At 46.1% G+C, this 21,699-nt stretch carries 16 protein-coding genes; 4 read left to right on the top strand and 12 right to left on the bottom strand.

The genetic code is table 11. The features are described 5' to 3' along the window. Positions 1-44 precede the first annotated feature (44 nt). From ispE to GK108_RS23975, 12 genes are all read right to left on the bottom strand, one after another. Positions 45-851 carry a 4-(cytidine 5'-diphospho)-2-C-methyl-D-erythritol kinase gene (gene ispE / locus GK108_RS24030; protein ID WP_163954137.1) on the bottom strand — a complete coding sequence of 269 codons (807 nt, stop codon included), beginning with the start codon at positions 849-851 and terminating at the stop codon, positions 45-47. A gap of 100 nt (positions 852-951) precedes the next feature. Further along, entirely contained in the window at positions 952-3,351 is a 2,400-nt protein-coding gene (locus tag GK108_RS24025; protein WP_246225141.1) for a carboxypeptidase regulatory-like domain-containing protein, read from the bottom strand. A gap of 143 nt (positions 3,352-3,494) precedes the next feature. Beyond that, positions 3,495-5,633, bottom strand: coding sequence for a gliding motility-associated C-terminal domain-containing protein (locus GK108_RS24020; RefSeq protein ID WP_163953977.1), 2,139 nt, complete (start codon positions 5,631-5,633; stop codon positions 3,495-3,497). Between the two features lie 271 nt (positions 5,634-5,904). Beyond that, complete coding sequence (locus tag GK108_RS24015) at positions 5,905-7,305, bottom strand: ATP-binding cassette domain-containing protein (protein WP_163953975.1); 1,401 nt, start codon at positions 7,303-7,305, stop codon at positions 5,905-5,907. A gap of 64 nt (positions 7,306-7,369) precedes the next feature. Beyond that, positions 7,370-7,894 (bottom strand): hypothetical protein, encoded by a 525-nt coding sequence (locus tag GK108_RS24010; RefSeq protein WP_163953973.1) that lies wholly within the window; start codon positions 7,892-7,894, stop codon positions 7,370-7,372. 244 nt (positions 7,895-8,138) lie between these two features. Continuing rightward, entirely contained in the window at positions 8,139-9,857 is a 1,719-nt protein-coding gene (locus GK108_RS24005) for a GMC oxidoreductase (protein ID WP_163953970.1), read from the bottom strand. Between the two features lie 85 nt (positions 9,858-9,942). Next, complete coding sequence (locus GK108_RS24000) at positions 9,943-10,584, bottom strand: gluconate 2-dehydrogenase subunit 3 family protein (protein WP_246225139.1); 642 nt, start codon at positions 10,582-10,584, stop codon at positions 9,943-9,945. A 152-nt stretch (positions 10,585-10,736) separates the two neighbouring features. After that, a complete protein-coding gene (locus tag GK108_RS23995; RefSeq protein WP_163953968.1) occupies positions 10,737-11,801 on the bottom strand; it encodes a hypothetical protein in 1,065 nt (354 codons plus the stop codon). Positions 11,802-11,811: 10 nt separating this feature from the next. Then, the gene (locus GK108_RS23990; RefSeq protein ID WP_163953966.1) at positions 11,812-13,254 is read right to left on the bottom strand and encodes an MBOAT family O-acyltransferase; all 1,443 of its coding nucleotides are present in this window, start codon (positions 13,252-13,254) and stop codon (positions 11,812-11,814) included. A 229-nt stretch (positions 13,255-13,483) separates the two neighbouring features. Continuing rightward, positions 13,484-15,703: a sensor histidine kinase gene (locus tag GK108_RS23985; RefSeq protein WP_317166574.1), complete on the bottom strand. Its 2,220-nt coding sequence runs from the start codon at positions 15,701-15,703 to the stop codon at positions 13,484-13,486. Positions 15,704-15,722: 19 nt separating this feature from the next. Next, on the bottom strand, positions 15,723-16,922 hold the full coding sequence (locus tag GK108_RS23980) for a M20 metallopeptidase family protein (protein ID WP_163953964.1): 1,200 nt from the start codon (positions 16,920-16,922) through the stop codon (positions 15,723-15,725). 69 nt (positions 16,923-16,991) lie between these two features. Further along, a complete protein-coding gene (locus GK108_RS23975; protein WP_163953962.1) occupies positions 16,992-17,687 on the bottom strand; it encodes an RDD family protein in 696 nt (231 codons plus the stop codon). 142 nt (positions 17,688-17,829) lie between these two features. Here GK108_RS23975 and GK108_RS23970 point away from each other — a divergent pair, with 142 nt between their 5' ends. The 4 genes from GK108_RS23970 to GK108_RS23955 are packed head-to-tail and all read left to right on the top strand — an operon-like array spanning position 17,830 to position 21,613. Continuing rightward, positions 17,830-18,774 (top strand): stage II sporulation protein M, encoded by a 945-nt coding sequence (locus tag GK108_RS23970; RefSeq protein WP_163953960.1) that lies wholly within the window; start codon positions 17,830-17,832, stop codon positions 18,772-18,774. Continuing rightward, complete coding sequence (locus tag GK108_RS23965; RefSeq protein WP_163953959.1) at positions 18,771-19,664, top strand: hypothetical protein; 894 nt, start codon at positions 18,771-18,773, stop codon at positions 19,662-19,664. The genes GK108_RS23970 and GK108_RS23965 overlap by 4 nt, the downstream gene beginning before the upstream one ends. Continuing rightward, complete coding sequence (locus GK108_RS23960; protein ID WP_163953957.1) at positions 19,648-20,421, top strand: DUF4129 domain-containing protein; 774 nt, start codon at positions 19,648-19,650, stop codon at positions 20,419-20,421. The genes GK108_RS23965 and GK108_RS23960 overlap by 17 nt, the downstream gene beginning before the upstream one ends. Before the next feature lie 10 nt (positions 20,422-20,431). Continuing rightward, positions 20,432-21,613 carry a DUF4350 domain-containing protein gene (locus GK108_RS23955; protein ID WP_246225137.1) on the top strand — a complete coding sequence of 394 codons (1,182 nt, stop codon included), beginning with the start codon at positions 20,432-20,434 and terminating at the stop codon, positions 21,611-21,613. Positions 21,614-21,699 lie beyond the last annotated feature (86 nt).

Here is a 21,699-nt window from a genome sequence, read left to right as displayed (position 1 = left end):
TAGCTGACCTGTTGTGTCTCAGCCGAAGGGGAGTAACAAGTAGATCAAAGCTTTCCTAGCCAAACGTTGTAACTGGTAAATTGGTTTGGGATGGCAGGAGGTGCGTCAAAAATCCCATAGATTGTTGAGCCAGAACCACTCATACTCGCATAAACAGCGCCCATTCTATAGAACTGTTGCTTGATCTCTTGCAGAATAGGGTATTTCGGAAACAGGCTATCTTCGAAGTCATTATGAACGTTGGTTCGCCAGGTTTCAATTGGATTCTGCAAATAATCACGTAATGGTTTTTCAGGCTGGCGCGGACGTATGTTAGCGTAGGCCTCCGCCGTCGAAATAGCCAGATTGGGATAGATTAGTACTATATGGTATCCCGTTAAATCGACATTAATTGACTCAAATGCATCGCCTTTTTCAAGACAATAAACAGGCTTGTTTTCAACAAAGAATGCGCAATCACTACCAAGCTGACGAGCATACTCTTCTAATTGATACGTAGTTAAGGCTAATGAAAATTGCTCGTTAAGAAGTCGCAGGGCAAAAGCAGCATCGGCCGAACCACCACCTAAACCAGCCCCAATGGGCACTAGTTTATGCAAATGCATCTGAACGGGTGGCAACTTAAAATCTCGCTCCAACAACTGATAAGCACGAACACAAAGATTTGTATGCGCATCACCCGGAATAGGTAATCCGCTACTAGTAAAGGAAAAAGCTGGTGCTGGTATTATTTCTAATACGTCTGTCCAGCCAACCGGATAAAAGCAGGATTGCAGATTGTGAAAACCATCGGGCCGTTTTTCGGTAATGAACAACCCAAGATTAATTTTTGCGTTAGGGAAACCAAGCATGTACTCAACGTAGCAATCGTTTGCCGCCCATTGGGCCGATTCCTGGCTATGAATGTAAGGCAGGCGTACCATTATTCATAACTACGCCTTACGTTAATCCTTATTTTATGGCAATTACCCGAAATTCTGTCCGCCGGTTTCGCTGATGTTCGGCCTCGGTGCAGATGACCCCATCGGTACAATTATTAACCAGTTGCGACTCACCCATGCCTATAGCAACCAATCGTTTAAGGCTTACTCCTTTCGAATTCAGGTAGCTGGCTACCGCCTTTGCCCGTTCAGTCGATAGAGCTTTATTACGGGCAGCATCGCCACGGCTATCTGTATGCGACCGAATTTCTATCACCAGCGACGGATACTTACGCATAATCGCTACTAACCGCTCTAACTCACGAGCCGCGTCGGAGCGTAAGCTATACCGATCAAGATCATAGTAAATGTTATCAATGGTGATGACATCTCCTACACTCAGCATTCTCAAGTCAGCCGATAGTTCCTTGGGTTTTTCTTTCTTTGGCAACCGCTTGATCCGGTTTGTGTTGGTACCAAATTCAGGTTTTGAAGCCACCAGGGTATAGTCGCAGCCCGGATCAAGATCGAAGCTATAGCGACCATCAGCACCCGTTACGTATTCAAGCTGAGAACGGTTGCATTCATTTCGAAGCCGAACCGTTACGCCTTCAATAGGTCTGCGATCTCGTTCACTGACGACTACGCCCCGAATTCGGGAACGATTTAATACTGAGACCGAGCTGACTGGTGTTTCCGGAATAGTATCCATAATAACCGTAGGCTTCATCATCGACATTTCGAGCCGGGTCGGCTGATCGTCGGTTAAGGCTCGTGTCCTGAACCCTATCGTGCTATTGATGTAACCATCGCGGCTGGTCTGGAATGTGAAGTCATTACTTGCTTCCAGACAAATTCGTACAAAACCATTCCGGTCAGTTGTGATGGTCTGATCGGGGCGGCCTTCGCTTTTCGCTTTAACCAGTACGTTTACGCTATCTAAAGGCTGATCAGTATCGGCATCATACACTCTAATTGTTAAATCACGACAGCCGTATAGTGAGCTTTCTCGGACGAAACGATAGATATCGTCGTTGCCATCCCGACGGCTACTGCTGAAATACCCACCCCGCCGACTGGCATCAGTAATAAAGCCAAAATCGTCTTCCTGCGAATTTATGGGCATATCCAGCCGCTCCACTGACGACGTAGCGGCTCCGTTAACTATAGGCACAAAAAAGATATCCAGCCCGCCCAGACCACCTCTCCCATCGGACGAGAAATATAGATTCCCGGCTTCATCGACAAACGGGAATAACTCATTGCCTTTTGTATTAACAGCCGACCCGAGGTTAGTAGGACGGCCCCACCTTCCATTCTGATACCGACTTACGTAAATATCGGTTCCTCCGAAGCCGCCTGGCATGTCAGAAACGAAATACAACAATTGCTCGTCGCGACTTAAACTAGGATGCCCAACCGAATATTCATCGCTGTTGAATGGCAACTCCTCAACATCTACCCATATACCATTTTGCTGACGAGCCGTATATAATTTGAGTTTATTTACGCCTTCGGAGCTTTTCCCCGAACGTCCTTCGTTGTAGTTGTTACGTGTAAAAATAATTCGGGAGCCATCGCGTGAGAACGTAGCAGGGCCCTCATGGTATTTGGTATTCAGCGTTTTACTAAATCGCTGAGCTGAACCCGAGCCAGCCGATCGTGCGTCATAGCCCAGACCTTCCGATATGTTGATGCCTTCGGTAAAACCGGGTACCGTCCTGGAATCATTGGCCGTCGATCGGGTATAATCGTCGCTACCAACACTTCGTTCCGTCTTTATGCGTTCGGCAGGTGGCTTTGAGATCGATCCGTCCGCATTGATGAAATAAGATGCCTTGATATTGTTGCGGTTAGGTACGTAGAACAAATCAAGATAGCCCGATCCGCCACCTCCACCCTTTGTCTCAATAGCAGAGCCTCCTTTTTTACCCGATACGTATACTAACCCGTCCTGATAAAAAGCCGGGCTAAACTCTTCGCCTTGTGTATTTATGGACAGATATTCTAGCCGATATTTAATAACCTCCCTCCTATTCGCCTGAGTAGGAATACGTTCTTCAGGGACTGCTGACGAACGACTCGACGGCCCTTTTTCTTTTAGCTGGAGATATCGATCATATTGCTTCTGAGATTCCTGAAATTTACCATTGCCAGCCAGTATCTGAGCAAACTGTAGTACATGTTGGGGATCTTCATCCAGTCCACTGCTCAACGCTTCTTTATAATACCGCTCAGCTTTTACGCCATCGCCAACCTGTAAATAAGCAAAAGCCAGTTGCCGTTGGGCTGTAGCTTTCTGAACAGAAGTTAGTTGCTCACCCTGCTCATTTAAAATTTGCGAGTAAGCATCAATTGCCCGGCCATATGCTTTGTAGCCAAGCAATCGGTCAGCCTGCCGTAATAGCGAATCAATCTGTGCAGAAGCCATTGTCGAACAGCCTGCCCACAACAAAACGCCCATAAGTAGCTTTAACCAACTAGTCCTCATTCGTCTCTTCCTTACATCCGGCCAGGCCGGCAGCTGCTCTATAAATCGGCAAACGAATTTGCCCTTACTTCATTACAAAAACTTCATCGCGACAACATCAAAAAGCGCACAAACTCGCGGCCGTCACTCAGACGAATCTGGTAATAATAGGTACCATCTGGCAAACCCTGTTTAGCCTCGGCTGTTTTAAGACCCTGATTTGCGGTTCCATCCCAGTCATTTTTATAGTCGTTACTCCGATATACTGCATGGCCCCAACGATTAAAAATCTCTACCTGAGCCGTGACACCGGCCGGTATACGCTGAATTACAAACCGATCATTTATACCATCACCATTGGGTGAGAACCCTTCCGGAATAAAGACAGTTTCTGTTTCTTCAGGACGTAACGAATGTAACGTAACACTTGTTGGCTCCTTATTATCGGCAGGGTCGCCATTTTGATCAGGATCAGCCTCCGTACCATTGGTAGACTCGTCCGAACAAATCCCCCCATTAGCATCAACCGCTTTTACAAAAGCTTTATTGGCGAAGGTCAACGTACTTGCCTGACTGACATCGACCCGGACGGTTAACCACAGTTTAGCCTGTCCTCCGGCTGGCAACTGGTCCGCCCCTGTTAGCAACGTAGTATCTGCTCCGTAGCCTTTGTAGGCTGAACTGGCAGTCAATGATCCGTCTGTCCGCACAGCTACCGAGTGAATTCTGGCTCCTGCGGCCATAAATACAGGCTCCAGGTCATCAGCGATCTGAACTTGTGTCAGTGGGTGTTTCCCTAGATTGACCACGGTAAATTGATAAGCCAATTCGATCAGGCGCACGCCTGCTTCTGATACCCAAACAGGTTCACTAACCTTTTTACTAAGCCCCACAATTTCTCGAGTCGTCATGGGTAAGGCTACGTTTGCCTGCGCCGATGCCCCTACACATGGACCAGTACCATCAGGATCGGGTACAACAAGCGTGAACGTAGCATTCCCGGCCTGCCGATCAGCCTCAGATAGCAAGTAACGAGCCTGTAGACTTTCGTTCGTGAATAAACCGCCCCCAGTACTCTGCCAACTAGCTGACTCTGCAGAACCGCCAAGCTGACCCTGGAGCGTTATAACTCCCTTCGACCAATTGACCGAATCTAAGCGAACAGCTACCGTAGCCGGATTGCTTAAACAGGGAGGAATTGCGTTTTCACAGGAAACGATCTGAACTGCTATGGTATTGGGAGCTGTATAGCAACCATCTGCGCTACGGCCAAACACATAATACGTACCCGCTTTTACCGCTCCAGGCGATTGAACAGCAGCGGTTTCAATCGAGGGACCAGTGCGGAACAAATAATGCAGATTGGCATTCGAGCTATTGATGGCTTTTGACAAATCAGCAGTTAAATAGGGACATGCGTTTGTTAACGTCGGGTTTATCCGTACTTGTATATTCGCCGGTCGAATTGCTACAGGTACAGACAAGGAACTATCGCTACGGCAAGACCCTATCTGGCAGACGGCCCGATAACTCACAGAAGCAGCTGGAGACACCGATCGAATACGGCCTTCCCCGCCATCAGACCAAAGCACTTTTCCAATACAATTAGTGGCTGTCAACTGAACAGATTGCCCAACACAAATGGCTGCCTTATCGACTGAAACAACTGGCACAGTTGGCGATGCGACCTGTACCAGTACGTTTGTCGACGTATTGCTAACACAGTTATTCTGCTCGCAGGTGGCGTTAAATACAGTAGATTCTGTCAGCTTGCCAGTCCAGACCGAACCAGTTGACTGATCTTGCCAACGGACTGTTCCTGCACAATTTTTAGCCGTAATGGTCACTACGTCCCCAGCGCAAACCAATGACGAGGCTGCTGTCAGGACAGGCGCATCCGGCGTATTTACTGTAACTTTCCATACGTCCGCAAAACAGCTTATACACCCCTGCTTTGCCCGGCAAATAGCGGTATACTTAGTCGTTTGTTGCGGCCGAACGGTAATTTTATTACCTATTTCCCCATTTGACCATACTACTTCGCCTGTGCATCCGGTTGCGGTCAACGTAACAGATTCACTACGACAAATATCTTTTGTAGAGCCTACAATTACGGGAGGTTCTGGATGCCGGCACGTATCAGCTAATAGCTGTCCTGAAGCCATTGTTGGTGTCGATGCCAACAGTCCAGCTAACAGCCATAAACTAAGTTGTGTAAATTTTTTCAGTAGCCGTTTTATCATATGATGTGCATGATAGCCAGCTTATGACGAATATCATGCCAAGCGTTCATGTAATGCGGCCACAGAATGCATCGAGGTAGTATATATTTTAAAATTGGCTACTTATTGTTTCAGTGGTACGCAATAGATCAACTTTAGGATCATCAAAAAAGCAGACCCTTGATGTATCATAAACCATGCCAACATACCATCGCTAATTCAATCAAATAAATAAAACCACATTTTTACATAAGTACAATAATCGGTTGCTCTTGCTTTAGCAAAACCCGTACTATTTTTCCAGATCAAAAATTTGCTCAATACTATCAGGTAACTCCCGTTTGTCGTGTGTAACGAACAAAATAGTTTTTTGCGTAAATGAATCCAATAGATGGCGGGCAAGCGCAACACTACGCTTATCTAACGCCTGAAATGGCTCGTCGAGAATGAGCATAGGTGGATTTTTAAGCAGCGCCCTTACTAACAAAGCCAGGCGTTGTTCGCCAACAGAAAGGGTTCCGAAAGGGCGGTTCACTAAAGACTCGGCACCAAAATAAGCTAATAATTGCTGCAGGTCGGTTTGAGCTTCGGCAGGCACACGGGCTGGTACAGTAAGCGTATCCGTTAAGCCGGTAAAGGCAACCTGCGCAACTGTCAGATGCTGCGGGAAGTATAAATGTAGTTCGGGCGAAACAAATCCAATCCGGCGCTTTACGTCCCATATACTCTCTCCTCTTCCACGTTTGTGGCCAAACAAACGAATATCGTTAGCATAAGCCTGTGGGTGATCACCGTATAAAAGACTTAGAAGAATAGACTTACCAGCGCCGTTTCTGCCCATTAATGCCCATCGCTCGTTGGCACGAACTGTCCAGTTGATGGCCTCTAAAATGGATTGATCACCGTAACGAACGTGTACATCCTTAATGCTGAAGGCCTCCGCAAAATCGGCTGGTTTCGACGGGGTTGCCAGCCTGGGGGCAACAGGTTTTTCTGTTTGTACAGGATCTGGTTTAAACGATTCTTTGATGCCTGCCCAGGTTATTCTTCCCTTATCCAGTGCCAAAACATGTGTAATAAAGGGCGGTAAATTGTCAGGCTCAACGGCAATTATTAATGCTAATCCATGTATCATCAGGTCGCTAAGCCAATTGCTCAGATCAGCGCGGAACGTAGCATCCAGCCCAACAAATGGATTATCGAGTAATAAAAGCTGTGGGTGTTGTAATAATGCTTTCCCGATCCTTGCTTTACGTGTCTGTCCATTCGACAGCTTTATGAAAGCAGAGTCGAGTAATGGTTCGAGGCCTAAACGCCGAACCAGAGCAGTGTTTTCTGGAGACTCGGTATAGCGTAAATAATCGCGAACAGTGATCGCTGGCTTACCTTCGTGCGAATCGCTTAACGTAGCGTGATACCGTTGCTGGTAAAAGTGGCCGTTGTAGGAAAACTTGCTTGACTCTTCTTTAAATGATACAAACGAAGCCGTCAGAGCGCGGGTAATCATACCAGGCATTACGGCTAGTTGACCAGCAATCGCTTGTAGAAGCGAGGTTTTACCACTACCAATCGGCCCAACCACGGCCCAGCACTCACCAGCGTGAATTGTTAGGTTAAGGTCCGATAATACAATCTGACTGCTTCGACGTACTGATAGATTCTGTAACGTAACTAGATCGACTGGGCTATACATAAAAAACTGGGTGAAAAACTTCGCAAAGTTATCCACCCAGTTCACTTCTCACGAATTGCGCTCATTAATTCGTCATGGAAGAAGGTCTCGTTGTTGTCGAAGAAGGTCGACTGTTTGTACGGGTCGGAGGATTACCTACGGAACCTGCACCGGTCCGATCGGTAGATCCGGTTCCATAAGTAGAGCTAGCTGGTGTACCGCTGCTCATTGAACCCGTTCCCGTTGAATATGTCCCCGTGCCAGTATTGGTTGGACGATTATTCATTGTTGGCTGTGTGGTACCCGTACTGGAGCCCATGTTTCCAGAGTTGACGGGCGGCTGATTAATACCAGTATTGACACTAGAACCAGTATTCGTAGGTGTAGTACCGGTATTCATCGTACCCGTACTATTGTTCATTGTACCCGTATTGGTAGGTGGCTGCGTTTGATAGGTACCAGAGTTAGTACCCGTGTTCTGGCCATTTGAGTACGTGCCTGTGTTGGTTGTACCTGTGTTACCAGTTGATCCAGAATTGGTCGTTTGCGCTTGCGCATTTAGGGCCAGGCCGGCTGCCAGCATGAAACCCATTACAAATACTTTTTTCATCGTTGAGTTATAGTTAATATCTGGCACATCTATTTTACCTGATATTCTATAGTATAACTCGTCTAATAGCCAGTTGTTCAGATTTTTTTCATTTTCAATTCAGCTTTTTCATTGGCAATCAGTGACGTACCAGCAAAAAACAACATTAAATACTGATTAATAACCAGTTACACATTTACGTTTAGCTTTCATTTTCACAAAAAAAGGCCGACATTGTCGGCCTTTTTTTGTGATCCAGTACTGACTACAGATTTCCTTTCTTCATTTCTTTTACAGCAAAGTCGGCCGCGCGGGCTGTCAACGCCATATAAGTCAATGATGGATTCACACAGGAGGCCGATGTCATACAAGCGCCATCCGTATTGAATACGTTTTTAACCGTATGAACCTGATTGTGTGCGTTCAGCACTGAAGTTTTAGGATCACGACCCATCCGTGCCGTACCCATTTCGTGGATACCGATACCTGGGTTTTTGGTCATATCATTGTAGGGCGTAACGTTTTTGAAACCAGCTGCTTCGAGCATTTCGGCAGCATCATTCATCATGTCAATACGCATTTTCTTTTCGTTCTCGCCATAAGCAGCATCAAATACGATAAGCGGTAAGCCCCACTTATCTTTCTGATCGGGCGAGAGCGTCATCCGGTTGTTTGGATCGGCAATCATTTCACCGAATCCACCGAGGCTCATGGTCCATGGACCTGGCTTGGTCAGACTTTCTTTGAAATCAGCGCCAAAGCCTTCCATACCATTGCCGCGTCCCCAGCCACCACGACCCGCACCACCCTGATAGCCAAAGCCACGTACGTAATCGCGTTTATCACCGTTCCAGTTACGGTAGCGTGGAATATATACACCGTTTGCCCGACGTCCATAGTAGTACTGATCTTCCATGCCTTCAAATGAACCAGCGGCACCAACTGCCAGGTGATGGTCCATAATATTCCGACCAAGCTGGTCAGAATCATTACCCATACCATTCGGGAAGCGATGCGACTTCGAGTTCATTAGAATGGATGTACTGGCAAAGGCCGATGCATTCAGGAAAATAATCCGGGCGTAATATTCCCGCACTTCCTTGGTGTTCTGATCGATAACCCGAACCCCTGTTGCTTTGCCTTTCTTCTCATCATACAACACCTCCGATACAATCGAATCAGGACGTAGCGTCAGGCGGCCTGTTTTAACAGCAGCTGGCAACGTAGCCGACTGCGTACTGAAATAGGCTCCGTATGGACATCCACGCATACACTGGTTACGGAACTGGCAAGCTGCCCGACCCAGATCGTAGTGCAATTGTTTGGGTTCAGTGAGGTGAGCCGTCCGACCAATCGTAACGACGCGCTTCGGAAACGTCTTTTCGATTCGTTTTTTCGCTTCTTTCTCAAGACAGTTCAACTGCATAGGCGGCAGGAAATTCCCGTCGGGCAGTACGTCGATTCCGTCTTTATTGCCAGAAACGCCCACAAACGTCTCTACGTAGCTATACCAGGGGGCCAGATCCTCATAGCGAATTGGCCAGTCAACGCCAATACCTTCTTTACCATTCGCCAGAAAATCTTCTTTGTTCCACCGATAGCTCTGACGGCCCCACATCAGCGAGCGGCCCCCAACGTGGTAGCCACGTATCCAGTCGACTTTCCGTTTTTCGAGATATGGATTTTCTTTATCATTCTCGAAAAAATGGCGCCATTCTTCGTTGGCTGTATAGCCCGTACGCATATTTGCCCAGTATTCTTCAGCAGCGAGTGTTGTTACACGGCCACGATGCGGAAAATCCCAGGGATTATTGGTAGCCGTCGGGTAGCCTTCAATGTGTTTTACATCGCGGCCCCGCTCCAGCATTAATACTTTCAGACCTTTCTGGGTTAACTCCTTAGCAGCCCAGCCACCCGAAATTCCTGACCCTACGACGATAGCGTCGTAAGTCATATCTTTTTTTGCGTCTATATTGAGATTCATTATTTGAAGAAGTTTTCGGGTTTACAGTTCACAGTACAATAGTGTTTCACGACTGAATACTAAAAACGATGAACTATAGACCAGTTTAGATTGCCCACGCTTTTTGGCCCGGTTTGAGGGTAATGCAACCCTCGTAACGACCTGGCACCGGTACGTATTCCAGAGCCTGCGTACAGCCGATTTCAGACGTGAAATAGCCTGTCAGGGTCAGATCCTTTAGAATCGTGTAAAAAGGCGTATACACTTTCTTGGCATCGGTTGGCATTTGTAGGTCCGCCTGCGAGTTTTCTACTTTCGTAGCGGCTTTGGCGGCTGCCATCTTGGCCAATTGCGCTTTAGCATCGGCTTCTAGCTTCTTTACAATCTCAATACGTTGTGCTGGATCGAGCTGAACAAACGCCTTTCCGTAGGCATCCTGACTCAGCTTATTGGTTTGGGCCAAGCCCTCCACAAAACGTTGCTGATCGTCAGGCTTATAACAATCTTTCAGGAGAATATCAATGACCTCATTCACTTTAGCGGCTTTAGCACCGGGCGTAGTAGTCGTTGGTATTATCGTATCAGCCAATTCAGCAACGGTTGCGTCCTGATCGGCAGTAAAAAAGAGCGGCTTGCCTGTTAAGGCTCGTCGGGTTGCTGAGGCTTCGAGCGTATCAGCCAAAGCAGGTAACGACATGGTTACTCCAGCCAACGCAGCCACCCGCATAAGGGCGTCTCTTCTGTTCATGTGCTTAAAGCAAGTTAGACTTTCAAATAGAACGATATAAGGAATTACAAATGTATAACTTTCAAGGAATGGATTGACCTATTTAGCGATACACTTCCGCAAAATAACTAATCTAATTTGACAGACAGAAGATCCCATCTACTCGCCTAAAATTACTGCCTTGTATTTGGGTTTGATGCCCATTGAGCAACGAGACTATTGACTCGTCTTAACCAAAAACGTTTTCCCTGATTATTCCAGTGTCCATCGCCCAAATGATACCACTCCTTATGGTTACGTAACGTATCAATCGTAGAAATGACAGGGGCTTCTAAAGCGGGATTGGCTTCAATACGTTCTATCTGATGATTGTAAGGCCCATGATTAGGCTCTAGAATCGTTACTTTATTCGGTATCATGCAGATATATACTTCGTCAAATCCCATAAGCAGGTAATACTGGCGAATGTCGTTCAGATTTGCTACCAGCTCATCAATTTTTCGATCAGTGAGGTGGCGAAATGCACTCAGCACATAACTTGTATCGGCCTCTGCCTCATAAAATAAATGCTGCTGATTATGCGAAATCACTGCACCTGGCACTCGCCCAAAACCGCCGAGCATTAGTTGAGCCTTCAACTCTTTAAAACGCATGAAAAAAGGACTATTGAAAAGTAAGAACTCTAGCCGCTGATTTATTTCGGAGCCAAATCGTGCAAATAATTTACTTTCCTTTTCGTCGCTTTTAGCAGGATGCGAAGAAATAGGTATAGGTCGATTAGCCCGAGCAATACCATTTTTCATATAGATTCTTTTATAGTCTGGGTCATATAAACGTTCCTGAAGAACACGTTCCACGAATTCTATAACCAGAACATTCGTTTTTGTCGTATCCAGATCAACAACAAGCGGATGATCGCCACCAACCCATACATGCTTATTTCGCCCACCAGCGTAGTAGGACGTATCGATGTAGGTGAAACTATCGCCTATTGTATATAGGTGTACATTGTTGTAATGCATCTTGGGTTTGTCGACTTCTGTAAGATCTCGATTAGTGGAAAACAAAACTTCCTTAAAGGCACCCAGATTCGTTACATTATATAAGTCGCCATAGCTATACTGATCAGGAATAAATCCGTGATGGTCCAACCAACGCTGTAGCGCAGGCGTAAGCCCAACCATTAATATGCCCCCCGACACAAGCAAAAAGAACCATTTAATAAGCGTACTAAACATGCCGAAGAAGCTAAAATTGAAAATAAATGAATTGATTGGCAGTAAATACGCCAAAAAAATAAATGGCTAACAGGATTACTGGTAGCAGCAACCAGAAACGTTTGTTAGTCACTTGCTTGATAAGGCTTGCCCAACGCTCTTCTAGCAGTAGAGAAAAAATGAGTACAAACGAAAAAAGTAATTCTGCGGGCTGAATTGCCGTTTGGAGTACTCCCATATCATTCAATGCCATCACTTTTTGCAATACAAGCAAGGCATCGTTGGTCGTAAGTGCACGAAAAAACACCCATGTAAGCATTACCAGTAAAAAGGTCAGTAACTGATTAGCAGACGAACCAACCAGATTGGCCTGCTGCCTAATGTCAGGCTGTATAGCACTGGCTGACTGAGAGCGATGACGACTAATAAATTGTTCTATAATTAAGTAACATCCGTGCAACACGCCCCAGATTATAAATTTCCAATCAGCCCCATGCCATAAACCACTAATCCCGAAGACGATTAACGTATTAAAAGCGGCTCTGGAGGCTGACACCCGATTACCTCCTAGTGGAATGTATACATAATCGCGAAACCAGGTTGACAGCGAAATATGCCAGCGACGCCAGAACTCAGAAATAGATTGCGATAAATAAGGCGTCCGAAAATTCTCCATCATGTTAATACCCATTACTTTGCCGGCCCCAATAGCTGTATCAGAATAGCCCGAGAAGTCGCAGTAAATTTGAATGGCATAAAAGAAGACCGCTAACAGCAAGGTACTACCAGTCGCTTGATGAACATTGGCATAGGCAGGATCGACCACTAGAGCCAGCCGATCAGCAATAACCACTTTTTTAAAAAGTCCACTCGCCATCAGCAATAATCCGGACCTCGCCCTTGCCCAATCGAACGAATGGGTTAGATGTAACTGAGGTAAAACATTTTGTGGACGCTCAATTGGCCCTGCTACCAACTGCGGGTAGAATAATACGTACAGCGAATAAATGCCCAGATTCCGCTCAGCAGGATAGTTTCCGCGATACACCTCAATGGTGTAAGACATTGACTGAAATGTGTGAAAAGAAAGACCTATAGGCAGTACAATACCTGGTATTAAATCCTGAAGCGTAGGGATGGAATTTGACGAACCCGTTAGCGAAAAGAAAGCACTAAGGTTATCAGTAAAGAAATTGTAATATTTAAAGAAAGCCAGAATCCCAATATTTGATAGCAAACTGGCAATCAGCAAAACTTTCCGTGCTGTCCCGGTTGTCTGTTCGATCCAGATTCCAGCGATATAGTCGATTGCTATAACACTGAAAAGAATTAGTAAATAAGCTGGAATAAATGCCGCATAGAAATAACAGCTAGCCAGTAGCAATACTATCCATTGGGTACGTTTTGGAATGGTGAAATACAGTAGAGTAACAAAAAAGAAAAAAAACAGAAAATGTAAAGAATTAAATAGCATACAAGTACGGATTGGTAAACACGCTGATTTAATTAAAATCAGCAACTCGCAAAATTGCACATTTACCAACTTTAGTTACTTATAAATACATCAAAATCTATCTATCGTACAACAACCGAGTTCTACTATGGATAAAGCCTAAAAAGCCATTCCACGGGCAGGTAAGTACTTAGTTGATCTGAAGAACAGTGTACGTATACTGCTAAATGATTAGAGGGAGAGGGCCGTATTAGATTTCTGGCTCAATGAGGACAACTGGCAAACGAATAATAAACTCAGTGCTTACTCCTTCAATGCTCTCAACCATCAGTTCTCCGCCGTGCCCTTTCGTAACAATATCATAAGAAAGGGACAGGCCCAGCCCCGTGCCCTGGCCAGTTGGCTTTGTGGTGAAAAAAGGCTGAAAAATTTTCTGCCTGATTGCATCGGGAATGCCTGTACCATTATCCTTGACCCGGATTTCGATACGTTCCGATGGCAGTAGCTCGGTGCTTATCCACACCGTAGGCTGGTATTCCGGATTGGTTATAAACTTATTTTTTTGCTCCTGAACCGCGAAAAAAGCATTAGCAAACAGATTCAGTAAAACTCGGCCTATATCCTGCTGCACTACCAACGTAGCAGGCACTTTCTCGGATAGGTTGATAATGAGCTCACAATTAAAACTCTTATCTTTTGCCCGCGCTCCATGATACGCCAGCCTGACATATTCGTCAACCAAATCATTGATATTGGTTGGCTGCTTTTCCCCCGAACTGGCGTGGCTATGTTCGAGCATGCTACGTACAATAGACCCCGCCCGCTTGCCGTGTTGATTGATCTTCTGCAAGTTCTGCTCGATATCGGCCAGAATTTCGTGTTCCAGGTCTTCATCCCGATCCTTTTTTTGCTGCTCGTCGCGAAGTTCATCAATGAGCTCAATACTGACTTCGGAGAAATTATTGACGAAGTTGAGCGGATTCTGAATCTCGTGGGCGATTCCAGCCGTTAGCTCACCCAGACTAGCCAGCTTCTCCTTCTGAATAAGCTGGTTCTGTGTATCTCTGAGTGTCCGAAGTGATTGCTGTAGTTCTGCTGTTCGTTCCTGAACCTGTTGTTCTAACCGTTCGTTCTGGCTGGCCATTATCCGGTTACGTTCAATCTCGCGTTCTTTTTCGTATTGCTCTTTTTCGATAGCTTGCTGTAAGACCTGCCGGCGGGTCAGATTATAGCGATTAATCAGAGCACCTGAAAAGAAAATGATCATCCAACTCAGGCATATACTTTCTGTATATTGAAAGAAATCGGGTTGTAAGTTTCTTAAATTAATATCAAAATATACCCCAAGTATATTACTTAGTAACGTATAACACCACCATATAAATAACGGAACGATAGCAATAAAGACGAATCTTGCATCAGCCACTCCGCGCTTCATCATCCGATACGTCATGATCAACACCATTACATACACTACCCGAATACTGATTTCGAGCGCTATAATGACATTATTAATTGGTACAATCGGATACCGAAAAACCAGCAGTTGAAACAAATTAAGAACAAGCGTGCCCCCAAGCGCAATGCTCGTTACGTTGTTGAGTCTGTCCAGCGATTGATCGGGTTGAATAAACTGCCGAACCGATTGAATAAAATAGACAAAGAAAACGATGAAAAATGCGTTGGCAGCAAGCCTGAACCAATAGGGATATTCAGGAAAAAAAGTGATCTGAATATAATAGGTATTCCGATCAACCACGAAAAAAAGCAGACACACGCAAAAATATAGGTATACCCGTTCTCTCGTAGAAAAGAAAATCAGCAAATTATAGCCAACGGCCAGTATCAGAATACCAATACCAATCCCGCTAAACCAATCATCTTTCCACCCCTCGTTAACCTGAACTCTATCAAAAAAACTTTTAATATGCCCTTCTTCCGTTTGAAGTTGAGGAACCAGATAAGTCACTGGGTAGCGCCACAATACATTGGCTGCCCGCTCATATATAGTGATCTCCTGACCGGGTGCTAGCTGAAAGTAAAGACGGGTCTGCTCTCTATTTCCCTTATGCCCTGAAATCTGGCTTTCTGGTACTAAATAGCCAGCCCGCAGGTGTTGCTGGCGATTGCTGGAATCGCGCCAGTACATATCTATGTAATCGTTGTTGAAATTACAGAGATATAGATTCAGCTGGTGAGGCAAGTCATTTCTGACGCGCATCCGCATCCAGTAGACATGCCCCCGTCGATTGGGATTATGAGGAGAATCTGTATAGAAAGCCTTGCTACGTTCTACCTGCTCAAACGTATAGGCTCCCGTTGGGTCTTCGAGAATCTGGAAATAGGTCGAATCGAGTGTAAAAAAAGAGGAATCTGTATGGATCGAATAAACGGGTGGCAGCCCGGATTGAGCCACCACTACGTTTAGAAAACCAAGTGTGAGAAGTATCGACCAAATGTACTTTTTCACCGAATTGCGTTGGGTCACTTTAGTGAATGTTAAGCTCCTGCACAGCTAGCCAGCTCATTAGCCCCGCACCCGTTTCCAGAGCAGCCTCGTCAATATCGAACGTTGGCGTGTGAACTCCAGAAACGATACCTCTGGCTTCGTTACGTGTGCCGAGACGATAGAAGCAAGAATCGACCACCTGCGAGTAAAAGGCGAAATCCTCTCCAGCCATCCACAAATCAAGATCCACTACGTTCTCAGCGCCCATGTACTCAACAGCCTGAGCCCGTGTACGTCGTGTTAGTTCGGGGTGGTTTTTCAGATACGGATAACCATGAACAATCTCAAAATCGCAGGAGCCGCCCATTGCTTCTGCCATTCCCTGAGCCAGTTTCACCATACGCTTTTTCCCTTCAGCACGCCATTCTTCATTCATGCAGCGAAACGTACCCTGAATCGTTACTTCGTTTGGGATTACGTTCGTTACACCATCGGCAATGAATCGGCCAAACGACAGCACCGACGGGCTGGCTGGTGGCCGATTACGGCTAATGATCTGTTGCAGGGCTACAATAATGTGCGATGCAATCAGCACGGGATCGACCAGATTGTCGGGCATGGCTGCGTGGCCACCTTTTCCGCGAACAGTCATGTAAATCTCATCCGTACTGGCCATGTACATCCCTTCCCGGAAGCCTATTTTACCAACCGGAATATTGGGCGCTACGTGTTGTCCCAGCATACTGATCGGGGCCGGATTTTCCAGTACGCCTTCTTTGATCATTAAGGATGCACCGCCCGGCGCTTTTTCTTCGCCCGGCTGGAAAACGAGTTTAACGGTACCGTCGAACTCATCCCGTAGTACGTTCAGAATGCGGGCCACACCCAGTAAACTCGCTGTATGAGCGTCGTGTCCGCAGGCATGCATAACTCCATCGACCGTCGACTTGTAGGAAACATCGTTGGCTTCGTGAATCGGTAATGCATCCATGTCGGCTCGCAGGCCTACTACTTTCGAAGCGGTCGATAGGCCGGATTTTTTTCCTTCAATAATGGCAACCAATCCGGTATCGGCTATGCCTTCCTGCGGGGTAATACCAATGGCCTTAAGCTGATCGGCCACAAATTGAGCCGTATTGTGCTCATGAAAAGAAAGCTCAGGATGGGCGTGCAAATGACGACGTACCTGAACGATATCGGCTGCATACTGTCGCGCCAGTGATTTAATTGAATCAAGCATAGTTGTCTGGGTCAGCCTATCGCTGGCCCGTTAAATTTATCATAGGTCAGCTACAGGCTGACCCAGACCTTATTGTACTGTTATAAATTGATAATCACTAACTACCGTTTCCAGGAAAACCCGGTTCGTCAGCTGACTGTTAATCCCCGTTACGTCTTTTATCTTATCGGCAGTACGTATCAGTATGCCCTCATCACCTATTCGTAACGCTTCCCGAACGATACCGATATCGCGATCGCTCAACAACCGGACCTCTGGGAACTGCACTACGTAGCTCTCATCGAATGGACGTAACAGAACCTCATCGAGCGAAACAGCTGGCTTCAGCTTAACAACGGTTGTGCCGGCAGCCATATCGCCTAATCGCTGGCCCTTGCCATTGACTGCTATCGTAATGACAGGAACAATTCCGCCTATGAACGCGCCCGACTCAATAATTCGGAATAACCATCGAATCAAATAGGCGCCTAATCCCGGCTGCGATCCATCGAGCATAACGACCCGAATTCCCAGTGCTATTTTACCGATGCTACGTCCATTCAATAGCCATTCTGACAATAGGTCATACACAACAATCGGAAACATGACGCAGACAACATACACGTTTCCGGTCCGAATATGCAATTGAGCAGGCACAGCCATAACCAGAATAATCCATCCGAATATAACCAGATAATCGACAATGGCAGCCAGAATACGCTCGCCAAGGCTGGCAGGCTCATATTCCAGTAAAACATTTTGGGAAGTACGGACAGCTACGGACATTGATAGTGGCTGGCAATTAATCGATAATCGATTACATCATGTTATGTCTCAAAAATAGCAACCTTTCTTTGCTTCTTTGTTAACTAATACCCAATTTTCAGCATAGGACGGTTTGCTACAGTCTACAAGCCATGTATAATTTATGCGCGAAGCCCAATTTGTTAAACGTAATACGGATAAGTGGCGTGATATTGAGCAAAATCCAACGAAAGACCCCGATGAGCTGACCAATCGGTTTGTGGAGCTGACCGACGATCTTTCGTATGCCCGTACCTTCTACCCGAACTCGAACGTAACGCGCTACCTCAATGGGCTGGCTGCCCAAATGCACCGGGGGCTTATGCAAAACCGACGCGATGATCGGAGTCGGTTCATTACGTTCTGGAAATACGAGCTACCGCTGCTTTTTCGGCAATCACACCGGCTGCTGGCCGTTTCGGCTGGTATCTTTCTGATAGCCTGCATTTTGGGCTGGGTATCGGCGGCTCATGACAATACGTTCGTACGGCTGATTCTGGGTGACCAATACGTTAACATGACGCTCGAAAACATCAAGAAAGGCGATCCGTTGGGCGTTTATAACAGCCGCGATCAGGCTTCTATGTTTGTTCAGATCACGCTGAATAACATTTATGTATCATTCCGGACGTTCATATTTGGCTTGTTCGCGTCATTCGGGACAATGGCAATGCTCTTTTACAATGGCGTGATGCTGGGTTCGTTTCAGTACTTTTTCTATGAACGCGGTTTGTTGCTGGAATCGGTTCTGAAGATCTGGATTCATGGTACGTTGGAAATATCGGCCATCGTTATTGCCGGTTGTGCAGGTTTAACTGTGGGAAACAGCCTACTGTTTCCTGGCACGTATTCACGGCTGGAATCATTCAAACGGGGCGTTAAACAAGGGCTGAAAATTGCGATTGGACTGGTCCCGATTTTTATCACGGCCGGATTTCTGGAAAGCTTCATTACCCGATTAACATTGCCGCCTATTATCAGTGGCGGTATTATTCTGATTTCCGCTTTTTTTATAATCTGGTATTTTATTCTCTACCCTATTTTACTTAACCGTAAGCGCACACCATGATCCAACTTTTTCAACAACGCGATTTTGGGAACAAAATCAACGTAACGTTTCAGTATCTCATCCAAAACTTTCGAAGCCTGGGAACAGCGCTGCTCTATATTGTGGGGCCGGTTGCTCTGGCCGCCGGAATTATGTCGGGTATTATGCAGTCCAATATGCTCAAACTGGCAGGCTCTTCCCGATCATCTGACCCGATGATGTTTTTGCAGATGATCACTCAGTTTTTGTCTCCTGCCTTCTGGGTAACTATTCTGGCTGGCTTCCTGGCCAACATTGCGGTTATTCTGACTACGTACGGCCACATGAAAATTTACAATCGGCTTGGCCAATCGGCTATGTCAGATTCAATCGCAGTGGCCGATGTGTGGGAGGAAATACAGCCAGCTATTGGACGTATCGCCATTATTTCGATCCTTAACTCGATCATTACGGGCGTAGCCTGTGTGTTCTTACTTATTCCCGGCATTTATGTCGGTGTAGTGCTGTCGCTCTCGCTGGCCATTTCGGTCTTTGAAGAAACCGATTTCGGCGCTACGTGGGAGCGGTGTTTTAAACTCATCCGCGACAAATGGTGGTCTACGTTTGGACTGATCCTTGTCATGGGCATTATTACAGCTTTGGCAGGAATCATTTTTGCGATTCCGAATGGTATCATTGGCTTTCTGATTGCCGGGAAACTAATTCCCGATGTATCGACTCTCTGGCTTATTATCGGCAATGTTATCGCTATTGTAGGCCGCACCTTACTCAACACGATTATTTACACAGCCATTGGCTTTCAATACACTAATCTGGTGGAGCGGCAGGAAGGCCGGGGCATGCTTTCAGCCATCGACTCTATTGGAACAAATCCTGCTCAACCTCGCGCAACGGATGAAGGCGGCTTTTAATCGGTTCGGCCATCGCTTTTGGCTTTTTGTGCTGGTCATCGGCCTATCAGTCATACATCAGCCAACGGCGGCCCAGACAACGATTCCTAAAAGCGAGTCCATCTCAGCACCGGATGACCGTTCGTCGGTTCGGGTACGCTACCCGAGTCCCGAAAAACTACGTGACTACCAAAACGATCGCGATTATCAATACAACAACGAAGCTCCACCGCCAGAGAATCCGATTGGGCGTTTTTTCTATTGGCTCTACAGTAAGTTCATCAAGTTTTTAACCAGTAAATCGTATCGGTCTGTCTGGCAGTACGTAGTATTAGCCTGCATTGCAGCGCTGACCATTTATTTACTGATGAAAGCAGAGGTACTGGGCGTTCTTTTCCCCAGGAAGGCGGCCACCAACAGCCTGGATTATGAAAACCTGTCCGAAAATATCCATGAGATCAATTTTGAACAGGCTATCGAGGAAGCGGTTTACCAACGTAATTTCCGGTTAGGCGTACGATTACTGTATCTGCAAACACTCAAACAACTTGCCGACTCAGGTCAGATTGCCTATAGACCCGAAAAAACAAATCGGCAGTATGTTTATGAGCTGGTCAACCGCCCGTACCAGTCGGATTTTGAACGCCTGACCCGTCAGTTCGAATTTGTGTGGTATGGCGATTTCCCGATTGATGAAAACCAGTTTGCTCAGATAAAAAATGCCTTCAGTACGTTTACGCTGAACGCTCAGCCCAATCTTTCTACGTTTAACCAATAAGCCTGTTCCGTTGAAGCCCAACAAATACATAGTTATTCTTCTGGCGACCATTACGGCCTACATGCTCTTTGAGTATTACCGCCCAAAACCAATCGACTGGCAGGATACGTACGAGAACGACGATAAAATTCCTTTCGGAGCAAAGGTTGTTTATGATCTGTTGCCCGACATCATGCAACAGGCAACGATCCAGACAATCCGGCTGCCGCTCTATAATTTTTTCACCGAAAAAAAAACGACCGAACCAAGCAATTACGTAGCCATTTGCCGTGATTTTTCCATCGATGACAATGATCAGGAAAAGCTACTTCGCTACGTAAAGCGAGGCAACAACGCGTTTATTTCGGCCTATGGTATTCCCGATACGCTCGGGTCAGTATTAGGATTCAAGGCTTCCGTGAAAGAGCTAAAACTGCGCGACACGACACTTTTGCAGAACTTTTCAAATCAGAAGCTACGTAAGGCCAGCGGTTATAACTTCCTGCATGACGACGGGCGCAATTACCTGGAAATAATTAAAAATCAGCACATAACCGTTTTAGGACGTAACGCCCGGAAAGAGCCGGTTTTTATTCAGGTTCAGTATGGGAAAGGCAACTTTTTTATTCATAACCTACCCATCGCCTTTACCAATTATTACGTGTTAGCCCCTAAAACCTCCGACTACCCATTTAAAGCGTTGTCGTATCTGCCTGCTTTACCGACATACTGGGACGAATACCAGAAACAAGGGCGCTTTGATGAAGATCAGCAATCTATTTTTCGGTATATTCGTAGCCAACCTGCCTTGAACTGGGCGTATTACCTGGTCGCTTTGGGGCTTATTTTTTATGCCCTATTCGCAGGTAAGCGTACACAACGTATCATTCCAGTGCAGGAACCGTTACGTAATACGTCCCTGGATTTTGTGAAGTCGGTTGGTCGATTGTATTTTCAGCAGGGCGATCATGACAACCTCGCCCGGAAGAAGATTCAATTCTTTCTGGCCGAAATCCGGGAACGGTATGGCCTCAATACAACCGTTCTTGATAAAGAATTTACAGAAACGTTAGCCCAGAAAAGCGGGGCACCACCTAACGAAACTCGTGAGCTGGTTCAACTGCTGCGCAATGCTCAAAAAAGTATTTCGCTCTCAGAGTTTGACTTGCTGACACTAAATGAAGCGATTGAACGATTTAAACAAACCGTCTGAACCGGGATTTATCAGATTATGGGATTAAAACGAATTTTGTTTTCGCTTCTTCGAAGCGCTTTTCTGAAGCAAAATCTGGTTAATCC

Source organism: Spirosoma terrae, from assembly GCF_010435915.1.
Taxonomy (GTDB): domain Bacteria; phylum Bacteroidota; class Bacteroidia; order Cytophagales; family Spirosomataceae; genus Spirosoma; species Spirosoma terrae.
This window is presented reverse-complemented; position numbering and strand designations above follow the sequence as displayed.